Origin of the sequence: Fontibacter flavus (genome assembly GCF_042432905.1) — a bacterium.
Taxonomy (GTDB): domain Bacteria; phylum Bacteroidota; class Bacteroidia; order Cytophagales; family Cyclobacteriaceae; genus Fontibacter; species Fontibacter flavus.
In genome coordinates this window covers 43,058-55,184 of record NZ_JBHLWI010000030.1, presented here as the reverse complement: position 1 = coordinate 55,184, position 12,127 = coordinate 43,058, and the positions used below count along the sequence as shown (strand labels likewise).

At 36.3% G+C, this 12,127-nt stretch carries 13 protein-coding genes and 3 tRNA genes; 14 read left to right on the top strand and 2 right to left on the bottom strand.

What is annotated here, in order from left to right; all coding sequences use genetic code 11:
* The first annotated feature begins 23 nt into the window (after window positions 1-23).
* The 4 genes from ACFFIP_RS11335 (at window position 24) to bshB1 (ending at window position 3,822) form a co-directional block, all read left to right on the top strand.
* Window positions 24-887: a sigma-70 family RNA polymerase sigma factor gene (locus ACFFIP_RS11335; RefSeq protein WP_009036261.1), complete on the top strand. Its 864-nt coding sequence runs from the start codon at window positions 24-26 to the stop codon at window positions 885-887.
* A gap of 207 nt (window positions 888-1,094) precedes the next feature.
* Window positions 1,095-2,039, top strand: coding sequence for a thioredoxin-disulfide reductase (gene trxB / locus ACFFIP_RS11330; protein ID WP_382387762.1), 945 nt, complete (start codon window positions 1,095-1,097; stop codon window positions 2,037-2,039).
* A 9-nt stretch (window positions 2,040-2,048) separates the two neighbouring features.
* A complete protein-coding gene (locus ACFFIP_RS11325) occupies window positions 2,049-3,089 on the top strand; it encodes a peptidoglycan DD-metalloendopeptidase family protein (RefSeq protein ID WP_382387761.1) in 1,041 nt (346 codons plus the stop codon).
* Between the two features lie 16 nt (window positions 3,090-3,105).
* Window positions 3,106-3,822: a bacillithiol biosynthesis deacetylase BshB1 gene (bshB1, locus tag ACFFIP_RS11320; RefSeq protein ID WP_382387759.1), complete on the top strand. Its 717-nt coding sequence runs from the start codon at window positions 3,106-3,108 to the stop codon at window positions 3,820-3,822.
* Between the two features lie 43 nt (window positions 3,823-3,865).
* On the opposite strand, the gene pdxH is transcribed toward bshB1, so the two are convergent.
* Window positions 3,866-4,501: a pyridoxamine 5'-phosphate oxidase gene (pdxH, locus tag ACFFIP_RS11315; RefSeq protein WP_382387757.1), complete on the bottom strand. Its 636-nt coding sequence runs from the start codon at window positions 4,499-4,501 to the stop codon at window positions 3,866-3,868.
* Between the two features lie 88 nt (window positions 4,502-4,589).
* On the opposite strand from pdxH, the gene ACFFIP_RS11310 reads away from it, so the two are divergent.
* The 10 genes from ACFFIP_RS11310 (at window position 4,590) to ACFFIP_RS11265 (ending at window position 11,459) form a co-directional block, all read left to right on the top strand.
* A complete protein-coding gene (locus ACFFIP_RS11310) occupies window positions 4,590-5,159 on the top strand; it encodes a YqgE/AlgH family protein (RefSeq protein ID WP_382387756.1) in 570 nt (189 codons plus the stop codon).
* Window positions 5,160-5,207: 48 nt separating this feature from the next.
* Window positions 5,208-7,055, top strand: coding sequence for a DUF349 domain-containing protein (locus ACFFIP_RS11305; RefSeq protein ID WP_382387754.1), 1,848 nt, complete (start codon window positions 5,208-5,210; stop codon window positions 7,053-7,055).
* A gap of 127 nt (window positions 7,056-7,182) precedes the next feature.
* Window positions 7,183-7,255 (top strand) — tRNA-Thr (locus ACFFIP_RS11300).
* Window positions 7,256-7,513: 258 nt separating this feature from the next.
* Window positions 7,514-7,587 (top strand) — tRNA-Asp (locus ACFFIP_RS11295).
* Between the two features lie 210 nt (window positions 7,588-7,797).
* Window positions 7,798-7,871 (top strand) — tRNA-Asp (locus ACFFIP_RS11290).
* A 35-nt stretch (window positions 7,872-7,906) separates the two neighbouring features.
* Window positions 7,907-8,086, top strand: coding sequence for a GIY-YIG nuclease family protein (locus ACFFIP_RS11285; protein WP_382387753.1), 180 nt, complete (start codon window positions 7,907-7,909; stop codon window positions 8,084-8,086).
* Between the two features lie 151 nt (window positions 8,087-8,237).
* Window positions 8,238-9,185: an acetyl-CoA carboxylase carboxyltransferase subunit alpha gene (locus tag ACFFIP_RS11280; protein ID WP_382387752.1), complete on the top strand. Its 948-nt coding sequence runs from the start codon at window positions 8,238-8,240 to the stop codon at window positions 9,183-9,185.
* Between the two features lie 78 nt (window positions 9,186-9,263).
* A complete protein-coding gene (locus ACFFIP_RS11275; protein ID WP_382387751.1) occupies window positions 9,264-10,109 on the top strand; it encodes an MBL fold metallo-hydrolase in 846 nt (281 codons plus the stop codon).
* Window positions 10,099-10,902, top strand: a complete 804-nt coding sequence (locus tag ACFFIP_RS11270) for a patatin-like phospholipase family protein (protein WP_382387749.1) — start codon at window positions 10,099-10,101, stop codon at window positions 10,900-10,902. The genes ACFFIP_RS11275 and ACFFIP_RS11270 overlap by 11 nt, the downstream gene beginning before the upstream one ends.
* Complete coding sequence (locus ACFFIP_RS11265; RefSeq protein ID WP_382387748.1) at window positions 10,899-11,459, top strand: 1-acyl-sn-glycerol-3-phosphate acyltransferase; 561 nt, start codon at window positions 10,899-10,901, stop codon at window positions 11,457-11,459. The genes ACFFIP_RS11270 and ACFFIP_RS11265 overlap by 4 nt, the downstream gene beginning before the upstream one ends.
* Window position 11,460: 1 nt before the next feature.
* Here ACFFIP_RS11265 and ACFFIP_RS11260 read toward each other — a convergent pair whose 3' ends face one another.
* Entirely contained in the window at window positions 11,461-11,820 is a 360-nt protein-coding gene (locus ACFFIP_RS11260; protein ID WP_382387747.1) for a hypothetical protein, read from the bottom strand.
* Window positions 11,821-12,127: the final 307 nt, after the last annotated feature.

The window sequence follows — 12,127 nt, the reverse complement described above, 5'->3', positions numbered from 1 at the left end:
ACTGAAAAAATAAATATTCTTGAATGAGGCAGCTAAAAATTAGCAAACAGATTACCAACAGAGAAAGCCAGTCACTTGATAAATATCTTCAAGAGATTGGTAAAGTTGACCTACTTACCGCAGACGAAGAGGTGGTTTTGGCTAAAAGGATTCGCGAAGGTGACCAATTAGCATTGGAAAAATTGACCAAGGCCAACCTAAGATTTGTGGTTTCTGTTGCCAAACAATATCAAAATCAAGGGCTTTCTCTTGGAGATCTGATCAATGAAGGAAACTTAGGTTTGATCAAAGCAGCTCAAAGGTTTGATGAAACCAGAGGTTTTAAATTCATTTCCTATGCTGTATGGTGGATCAGACAATCCATTCTTCAGGCTTTGGCCGAACAATCAAGAATTGTTAGGTTACCATTAAATAGAGTTGGATCGTTGAACAAAATAAGCAAAACTTTCTCAGAGCTTGAGCAAAAATTTGAAAGGGAGCCTTCTCCTGAAGAACTTGCTGAAGTTTTAGAGGTAACTGCCGGTGAAGTCGTGGACACCATGAAGATCTCTGGTAGACACGTATCAATGGATGCTCCATTTGTTCAAGGTGAAGAGAACAGCTTGTTGGATGTGCTTGAAAATGATGGTGATGAAAAACCTGATGATGGTCTGATGACTGATTCATTGAGAAAAGAAGTTCAAAGGGCACTATCTACCCTTACTTCAAGAGAAGCTGATGTGATTACTTTGTACTTCGGTTTAAACGGTGAACATGCAATGACCCTTGAGGAAATAGGAGAGAAGTTTAATTTGACAAGAGAAAGGGTTAGGCAGATTAAAGAAAAGGCTATCAGAAGGTTAAGACATACTTCAAGAAGTAAAACTTTAAAGCCATATCTTGGTTAATTTCAAGTTGAGTGCCTTAGGTTACATATAAAAAGGGGAATTTTCCCCTTTTTTTGTATATTATAACTAAGAAACTTGATCCTTATGGATGATAAATTATGAGCTTGATACTCATCAATTCTTATTCAATTAGGGAATTTTAACAAGTTTAATCTTTGTTGTAAATAGTATTTTAACAAAATTTGCTAACCCTAAAAAAACAATCGAATGTCTTCTGAAATAGAAAAAGTAAAGGTTTTGATTATCGGGTCAGGACCTGCAGGTTATACTGCTGCAATTTATGCCTCTAGAGCAGGTTTAAACCCTGTTTTATATACTGGAGGCCAGCCAGGTGGTCAATTGACGATTACAACAGATGTTGAAAATTATCCAGGTTATCCGGATGGTATCATGGGGCCAGAGATGATGGAAGATTTTAGAAAGCAGGCTGAGAGATTTGGAACTCAGGTGAGATATGGAATGGTGACAAAAGTTGATTTTTCTGGAAATCCGCACAAAGTATTTGTTGATGATCAAATTGAGATCCATGCTGATACTGTTATCATTTCTACAGGAGCATCTGCCAAATGGTTGGGAATAGAAAGTGAAGAAAGGCTAAATGGTAAAGGTGTATCAGCTTGTGCTGTTTGTGATGGTTTCTTCTTTAGAGGGCAGGATGTCGCAATTGTAGGTGCGGGAGATACTGCTTGTGAAGAAGCTTCTTATCTAGCTAATATCTGTTCCAAAGTTTATATGTTGGTCAGAAGAGATGAAATGAGAGCTTCACAGATTATGCAGAAACGTGTAATGAATAATCCTAAAATTGAAATTCTCTGGAATTCAGAAACAGACGAAATTCTTGGAGAAAATGAAGTTGAAGGAATGCGTGTCCTAAATAATAAGACAGGTGAGAAAAAGGAATATAAAATTTCCGGATTCTTTGTCGCTATAGGACATCAGCCTAATACTGATATTTTCAGCAATATTATTGATATGGATGAAAATGGCTATATTAAGACAATTCCTGGCAGTACTAGAACAAATGTAGAAGGGGTGTTTGCTTGTGGTGATGCTCAGGATCATATTTACAGGCAAGCAGTTACCGCTGCAGGTACAGGTTGCATGGCCGCATTGGATGCTGAAAGGTATTTGGCCGCTAGAGAATTGTCATAATTAGCGATAATGAAATTAAAAGTTTTAAAGTTTTTACTATTATTTTTCATGTGCATGGGTTCCTATGGTGCCCATGCACAAGTTTTTCCAAAAATCATCAAAAAGCCCAAGCAACAGACCACAACGCCTGCTAATAATCCTCTTTTGAGGGATATCAGACTTTTTGATCCTCAGAAATATCTTCAGGACTTGACAAGAGAAACAGATTCATTGTTGTATAAAGATTACGTGAATTTGAAAAAGAGACTGAGTATTGTCTCGGAAGATACCCTTTCAATGGTTTGGGCACCTACAAATCAGTTGGTACAAATCTCTGAGCAAATATTGATTGATAGTATTTGGGTTACTGCCTTTGAATATTATTCAGCGTGGGATAGTAAAAAAATCAATATCTATGATTTTAATCCGAAAGATTTTAAGGATACAGTTTATGTGAAATTATACGATACTTTTTTTGGTACAGATTGGAAATTACCATTGGACCAGACCCAGATAACTTCTGAGTTTGGATTTAGAAGATATCGGTGGCACCACGGAACTGATTTGAAATTGAGAACAGGGGATCCTATCTATAGTACTTTTGACGGGATAGTAAGGATTCGTTCATATGATCGAAACGGGTATGGTTATTATGTTGTCGTAAGGCATAAAAACGGGCTGGAAACATTGTATGGTCATATGTCAAAAATAATGGTTGATGTTGGCCAAGAGGTTAAGGCTGGAGATGTTCTTGGCCTCGGAGGAAGTACTGGCAGAAGTACTGGTCCACATTTACATTATGAAGTGAGATACCAAGGTTTGTCAATTAATCCAACGGAATTGTTTGACTTCAATGTAGGACGGCTTAAATCTGATATTTATATGATTACATCTGCAAGTTTTGATCATGTAGTTAAAACACAGGAGTCGGTTTACCATAGAGTTAGAAGTGGAGAAAACCTAAGCATCATTGCTCGAAGGTATGGTGTAAGAGTAAGTACAATCACAAGATTGAACAATATTTCAACAAATAGTGTATTGAGAGTGGGGCAGAGGTTGAGAATTAGATAATTAAAAAAAAGATCATATGAAACTTGATATATTGGTAATTGCAGCACATCCTGATGATGCAGAACTAGCTTGTTCAGGTACTATTGCCTCTCATATAGCAAAAGGGTTTAGGGTAGGTATATTAGACCTAACAAAGGGGGAGATGGGTACTAGAGGTACTCCAGAACTCAGGTTAAAGGAATCCGCTAAGGCAGCTGAAATATTAGGTTTATCAGCAAGGGAAAATGCGGGTTTTAAGGATATTTATTTTTTGGATGATGAAAAGCATCAGGTAGAAATTATTAAAATAATCAGAAAATATAAACCTGAGATTGTTCTGGCTAACGCCGTAAGTGACCGTCATCCAGATCATGGTAAAGGTGCTCTATTGGCCTCTCATGCATGCTTTATGAGTGGGCTTAGGAAAATTAAAACTTTTTTAGATGGGGAGGAGCAAGAAGCCTGGAGACCAAAATATGTCTATCACTATATTCAGAATAATTATATTCAGCCTGATTTTGTTGTGGATATTACAGATTATTGGGATAAAAAAATTGAAAGTATAAAGGCTTTTAGATCTCAGTTTTATGATCCTAACAGCCAAGAGCCTGAAAGTTTTATTTCTTCAGAAGGATTTTTGGATTTTATTGAAGCCAGAGCCAAAGAATACGGGCATAGCATAATGGTGAAATATGGTGAAGGATTCACTGTAGAAAGAATGATTGGTGTTGATAATCTCTTTGATCTAAAATAGTAAGATCTTTGAAGCATAAAAAAACCCACTTAGGTGGGTTTTTTTATGGGGCGAGCCTGCTGATTTTCCAATTGCCAAGCTTGTCTTTTTGGTATAATATCCTGTCATGTAATCGGCTAGGTCTTCCTTGCCAAAATTCAATTTCAGAAACATTGATTCTGTAACCTCCCCAATGTTCTGGTCTTGTAATAGTTTCAGGTGTAAATTTTTGTTGATATTCGCTTTCTTTTTTGGCTAGATAGTCGCGGTTTTCTATTTCATGGCTTTGAGGTGAAACCCAAGCACCAACTTGACTGCTATAAGGTCTGGAAAAGTAATATTCATCAGATTCCTCAGCAGTTACCTTCTCTACACTTCCAATAATCCTGACTTGCCTTTCCAGTTCTGCCCAATAAAAAGTGGCTGCAACATTCGGGTTTACTTCCAATTCCAGACCTTTTTTACTTTGATAATTGGTAAAAAAAACAAATCCTGAATCTACACCTTTTAATAGGACAATTCTTGCATTCGGTCTTCCATCACTTTGAACAGTAGATAAATTCATGGCATTGACTTCTATAACCTTAGCTTCTAGAGCTTCTCCAAACCATTTTTTAAACTGTTCAATTGGGCAATCCTGGACATCTGTAACATCCAAAGATTTTAGAGAATAGTCTATTCTGATATCAGATATTTTCATGTTTATTGATCTTTTTATTATAAAATTATCACACTTATTGTATTTAAAAAATTTAGATATAAATTAAAGCCATAAGAAATTCTTATTTATGAGCAATAGTATGAATATATCTCCCCAGCCCGGATATCTTTTGATATCAGAGCCATTTTTGCAGGATGAAAACTTTGTAAGGTCTGTGATTTTGGTTTGTGAAAATAATGAGAATGGATCTTTTGGTCTTGTTCTGAATAAGTTATCGATCTTAAAGCTCAATGAGCTTATAGACGATATAGAAACGCTTGATAATGATGTTTATGTAGGAGGTCCGGTAGAACAAAACACCCTTCATTTTATCTATCAAGGGGAAAGATTGTTTGACTCAAGTATTTCTTTAGGTGAGGAGATTTGGTGGGGCGGTGAATTTGATCTGTTGCTCAATTTAATGAAGCAAAGCAAATTGGACCATAACAAAATACGATTTTTTATCGGTTATTCTGGCTGGTCTGTAGGGCAACTTGATCAAGAACTTGAAGAAAACACGTGGATAGTTTGTAAAAATATGGATAGCGAAAGTATTTTTTCATCTTCTCCTGAAGAATTATGGAGGAATATTCTGAAAAATATGGGTGGAGAATATCAGCAATTGGCAAATTATCCAATTGACCCAAGATTAAATTAAATCTATTTATTACTTTTGTTTGAATAGCTTTTAAAGTATTAAACAATTATGGATAAGGATAAGGAAATGTCTGAAGAGGACAAGGTGACCCAAGGCCAGCAAGAAAATCAGGTTGAAGGTAAAATCGAACAAGAAAAAAATAAACAGGTTAGCGAAGAGGAGGATACGCCCCAAGAAGAAGAACAGGAGGAAGTGGATTATTCAAATTTCACTAAACCTGAATTGATTCATGCACTTAAAGAATTTATAAACCAAGGCAATCTTAGTAAAATTGAATCCTCTGTGGCTGATATCAAATCTCATTTTGATGAAATCTTCAACAAGGAAAAGGATGAAGCCCTCCAGGATTTTGTGAATACTGGAGGGAATGCCGATGACTTTCAATATAGGACTACAGATGAGGACAAAATATTTTTTGCTACCTACAATGATTACAGGGAGAAAAAAGCTCATTTTTTGAGAGAACAAGAAAGGCAAAAAGAAAAAAACCTGTATGCCAAAAATCAGATATTGGACAGATTAAGGGAGTTGGTTGATGGAGAAGAAACTACTCATAGTATCAATACCATTAAACAGATTCAGGAAGAGTGGAAAAGCATAGGGCCTGTACCAAATGCCCAAAACAGAAACCTTTGGGCATCTTACAATGCTTTAATGGATAGGTTTTATGACAATAGGAGTATTTACTTTGAATTAAAAGAACTTGACCGGAAGAAAAACCTTGAGCAAAAAACAGAAATATGTGAAAAGGCAGAAGCTTTGGTTGATATTGAAGACCTGAAAGAAGCTATCAAGGCCTTGAATGATCTTCATGAGGAATTCAAGCATATAGGACCTGTTCCCAGGGATGAACAAGAAAGTCTATGGCAAAGATTTAAGGCAGCTTCTGATGCTGTCTATGATAAAAGAAAAGAATTTTATGAAGGCCAAAAAGAAGTTTTAAAAGTCAATTTGGTAAAAAAAGAAAACTTAATTGAGAAGCTTGAGGGTTTTAAAGACTTTTCTGCTTCGAAAATTAAAGATTGGAACAATAAAACAAAAGAAGTTTTAGCTATTCAAAAAGAATGGGAGTCCTCAGGTCCTGTTCCTCGAGAATCTGGTAAAGAAATAAACAAAAAGTTTTGGGGATTATTCAAGCATTTCTTCCATAATAAGAACCTTTTCTTTAAAGAACTTGATGAAATCCGATTAACGAATAAAAATAAAGCAGAGGAACTGATAAAAAAGGCAGAAGAGCTGATGGTAAACACAGATTGGCAAAATACTGCCAATAAGATGATCAGTCTGCAGCAAGAATGGAAAAAAATAGGTCCAACTCCTGAAAAGGTTAGGGATGAGCTTTATAATAAATTTAAATCAGCTTGTGATACATTCTTTGAAAACAGAAGAAATGCCAATAAGCAGGTAAATAAGGAGTTTGAAGAAAATCTACAGGCCAAAGAAGGGATTTGTAAGAAAATTACTGAAGAAGCTTCAAGCAAGGAGCTTTCTGAAGAAAACCTTGAAAAATATATTGTAGAGTTCAATTCTATAGGTTTTGTTCCAAGGAAAAACATGAAAGATATTCTTTCAAAGTTTAATGAGGCAGTTGATTTATATGTTAAAAACCTTGGAATAGAAGGGGGAGATAAGGATGAATTTTTGTTCAGGTTAAATCTTAATAAAATTCAAGCAGACCCAAATAGCAATAGGGTTTTAAACAAAAAGGAGCATGGCATTCGCAAGCAGATTTCAGACCTTGAAAACAACATAACCTTGTGGAAAAATAATCTCGAGTTCTTTGCAGCATCAAAGACAGCAGATAAGCTAAAAGACCAATTTGATGAGAAAATTCAAAAGGCGGAGAGGGAAATTGAAAAGCTCAAGAAAAAACTTTCAATTCTCCGTGAATTTTAATGTGCTCATAAATAAGGGGATAGTAAATATTCCCTTATTTTTTTTTGAAAACCTTTTGCACGTATAATCTATCCCTATATATTTGCACCACGATTTCAGTCAAAGGATTGAAACAAACATAAAAAAAGCCTCCTTAGCTCAGCTGGTAGAGCAACTGACTTGTAATCAGTAGGTCGCTGGTTCGATCCCGGCAGGGGGCTCTGTTTTATTTAACTTCATTTTGATTTACTCCCATAATTCTAGTTTCCTTTATGAAAATTACTTTGTTCTGTAATTAATTGAAGGGAGAAATCAGGAGTGGTAGTTCAGCTGGTTAGAATGCCTGTCCCGATTACTCGGGAAGGTCGCGATAGTCGAGTTGAAAGATAAAAAATTAGGAGTGGTAGTTCAGCTGGTTAGAATGCTTGTCCCGATTACTCGGGAAGGTCGCGATAGTCGAGTTGAAAGATAAAATATTAGGAGTGGTAGTTCAGCTGGTTAGAATGCCTGCCTGTCACGCAGGAGGTCGCGGGTTCGAGTCCCGTCCATTCCGCATTTGTTATCAAATGTGATAGCTTAAATTATTTAATTGTCCTGTTAAAGGATTTTTATTTTAGTCGCTCAGATTGACTATGTCGATTATTGGATGATTGCTGTAGGCAAGTTGAATTTAAAAAATTAGGAGTGGTAGTTCAGCTGGTTAGAATGCTTGTCCCGATTACTCGGGAAGGTCGCGATAGTCGAGTTGAAAGATAAAATATTAGGAGTGGTAGTTCAGCTGGTTAGAATGCCTGCCTGTCACGCAGGAGGTCGCGGGTTCGAGTCCCGTCCATTCCGCAAAACCTCAGTCAAAAACTGAGGTTTTTTGTTTTATGTCATATTTTGTTTACATCATAGAGTCAGAAATTGATGGGACTTTTTATATTGGTATATCCTCAGATCCAAAGAGGAGACTGGAAAAGCACAACCTTCCGCATAAAGGATTTACATCGAGAAAGCGTCCTTGGAAACTTGTACGCCAGGGGATTTTATGTGAAATAAAAAGATGTTAGCCGAAAGAACTTTGAATTTTGGGAGTAAAAATAGTAGTACTTTATAATGTTTTTAAATTCTTTTTCCTCCCTTCAAAAATCCATATACCAGCAATAAAACGTTATTCTTATCAATTATTTTTTATCTTTGCCATAGTCAAAATACTCAAGTATGCTATTAGAATTCGAAAAACCGATTGCTGATTTAGAGCTAAAGCTTCAGGAAATGAAAGATTTAGCTAAAGGTAGAAATATAGATTTAACTGCCGATATTCAGTCATTGGAAGAAAAAATTCAGATTTTGAAAAAAGAGACTTTCCAAAACTTGACCAGATGGCAGAGAGTTCAGCTATCCAGGCATGCAGATAGACCATATTCATTGGATTATATCTATGAAATGACGAATGACTTTATAGAGTTACATGGTGACCGTACCGTAAAAGACGATAAAGCCATGATTGGTGGTCTAGGTGATATAGATGGTAGGACAGTAATGTTCATAGGCCAACAAAAAGGTAGAAATACAAAGCAAAGGCAGGAAAGAAATTTTGGTATGGCCAACCCTGAAGGATATAGAAAGGCCCTCAGGTTGATGAAAATGGCCGAAAAATTCGGTAAGCCAATCGTTACTTTAATTGATACTCCAGGTGCATTTCCCGGACTAGAAGCTGAAGAAAGAGGACAGGGGGAAGCTATTGCCAAAAATTTAAGAGAGATGTTCATGCTTAAGGTACCAGTCATTTGCATCATCATTGGAGAAGGTGCATCAGGTGGTGCTTTGGGTATTGCTATTGGAGATAAAGTGTTTATGCTTGAGAATACTTGGTATTCGGTGATTTCCCCTGAATCCTGTTCTTCCATTTTATGGAGAAGTTGGGATTATAAAGAACAAGCAGCAGAAGCTCTTAAATTGACTGCCATTGACATGCAAAAAAATGGTTTGGTGGATGGAATCATTAAAGAGCCTTTGGGTGGCGCTCATAAAGACATGAAAACCATGGCTAAAACTTTGAAAGCAACCATTTTGGAAGCTTTGAAAGAACTTGATAAGATTAAACCTGAAAAACGAATTGAACAGAGAATTGACAAATTCTGCTCTATGGGCGTTTTTGTAGAATAGTAATAGTCAATCCATCCTTTCTTATTTTAGTTAATAGAATTAAGAAAGGATGGTTTTTTATTTCCTGAATAGCCGCTCATGAATTTACACGTCATCAATACAGGTTTTTTCAAATTGGATGGAGGAGCCATGTTTGGAGTTGTTCCGAAAGTATTGTGGTCTAAAACAAATCCTGCCGATGAAAATAATCTTTGTACCTGGGCAATGCGTTGTCTTTTGGTTGAAGATGGTAATAAATTGGTGTTGATCGATAATGGTATAGGAGATAAGCAAGATGCAAAGTTTTTTTCCCATTATTATTTGCATGGTAATGCATCCTTGGAAAAATCATTACATGAAAAAGACTTTCACTTCGATGATATAACCGACAATTTTTTGACTCACCTTCACTTCGATCACTGTGGTGGCGGAGTAAGGTATGTCAATGCTGATATCCATAGGTTAGAAATGACTTTTAAAAATGCCAACTATTGGACCAATAAGGATCATTGGGAATGGGCTATCCATCCTAATGTCAGGGAAAAGGCATCGTTTTTAAAAGAAAATATCTTGCCCATGGAAGAAAGTGGACAGTTGGGTTTTCTGGATTTAGAAAAAAAATCACTATATCCAGGATTTGATTTCATTACAGTTGATGGCCATACTGACAAACAGATGTTACCAAAAATCCAATATAAAGGGCATACCATTGTTTTTGCAGCAGATTTGTTGCCTTCAGTTGGACACATCCCATTGCCTTATGTTATGGGATATGACACCAGGCCTTTAATTACTTTGGAGGAAAAAAAGAGTTTTTTAGAGGAAGCTGCATTGAACAAATATGTGCTATTTCTTGAACATGATCCGGAAAATGAGTGCTGCACTGTTAAAATGACCGATAAAGGTGTTCGGTTAGATCAAAAGTTTTCTTTACATGAACTCTGACAGAAAAATAGGAATTGCATTATCAGGTGGTGGAGTAAGAGGTATTTCCCATTTGGGTGTACTTAAGGCTCTTAATCAGCATGGTATTTTCCCTAATAGAATAAGTGGCAGTAGTGCTGGAGCCATAGCTGGTGCTTTGTATGCTGGAGGTCATAATCCTGATGAAATATTGGATATCATCATTAAAACCAATTATTTCAAATTTTTAAGACCGGCAATCAGTTGGACAGGGCTACTGAAAATGGATACTGTAGAAGCCTTGTTTTTAAAATATCTGCCTGAAAACTCTTTTGAAAGCTTGCAAATACCACTTACTATAGCAGCAACTGATATTAAAAGAGCAAAAGTTGTATATTTTTCTGAAGGGGAAATGATCAAACCTTTAATGGCCTCATCTTGTATACCAGGAATGTTTGATCCTATCTCAATTGCTAATCAATATTACATAGATGGAGGTGTTTTAAATAATCTACCGGTCGAACCATTAGATGGTATCTGTGATGTAATCATTGGAGTAAACTGTAATCATTTGCCAGTAGAGCATAATATCAAAAACATTAAGAGTCTGATTGAAAGGACTGTTATCATGTCTATGAATTATAATGTTTATAGTAGGAAGGATAAATGTGACTATTTTATTGAACCTCAAGGACTAGCCCGTTATGGTGTTTTTGATATTAAGAAAGCGAAAGATATTTTTGACTTTGGGTATGAAGCTGCACTTTCTTTTATTGACAATAACCAAGGGATTATGGACCTTGCAGTAAGAAAACAAAAGAAGAAAAAGCAATGATGAAGTTTTTGTCAAGGTTGGTATTTTGGATCACGGGTTGGTCTCTTAACATTGGTTGGCCAAAAGGTCTTAAAAAAGCTGTTTTGATAGCTATTCCCCATACCAGTAATTGGGATTTGCTTTATGCAAGAGCTGCTTTTTACCTTATGGACATACCTGTTAAATTCACCATCAAGAAGGAAGTGATGGTGGGTCCCTTGGGATGGTTAATAAAAGGATTAGGAGGAATTGCCATCGACAGAAAGAGAATCCCCGGAGGAAGAAAACAGACCTATACAGAAGCCATGACCAATATGTTGAAAGAGGCAGATGAATTGGTAATTATGGTAACACCCGAAGGAACCAGAAGTCATGCGCCAAAATGGAAAACTGGTTTCTATCATATTGCATTAGGTGCCAATGTTCCAGTTGTCATTGGATATTTGGATTATAAGAAAAAAGAAGCGGGTATTGGTCCTCTCATTTACCCAAATGGAAATATGAATGACCAAATAGAAGAAATGATGGCTTTTGGTAGGACCGTGACAGCAAAATATCCTGAAAAGGGCATAAAGTAAATTAATCAACCCTTAATGTTATATCATCAAAAAACACTTTACCGGTCGTTCTGGGTCCCATGACCAAATAGACCACTATAAATTCAACCTGAGGCGGGATACTGTTTAATGAAACCTCCAAAGGCCTCCAGTCGAATGTTCCATTGACCAAGACTCTTGATTGACTGCTGATAAACCTGCCTCCTGTAGATCCATTATCATCTTCCACAGGAAACATACGCATAGATATATAGATGTTACTTTCAGGGCCAAATGTTCTAATATCTTCTCCTTTTAAATATGCCCTCAAAGAAATTCTTCTTCCTGCATTTGGAATTATTCCACGATAAGTTTGAGTCCAGGTTCCTAGATTGATATTCAAGCTATCCAGGTTTTCAATAAAGATTGATTGGGACCCTGACCTAAAAATTTCTGTACTCACTCCTAAATTAAATCCTTGCGAGCCAATACTGTTCCAAGGAGTGATTGAATTGGGGTTAGAAGATAAATCCGTATTTCTGAGCAATTGAGTCCCTCTTGGTAGAGTATCCTCTTCACTAGTACATGCCAAAAATGGCATTGATAAGAGGAATATTAAATAAGTAAAGGTTCTCATAAATTACATGCAGTTGACAGGTATCTAACGTTATTTCTAATATTCTGTTTGTCTTTTTAATATCCTGATTTCA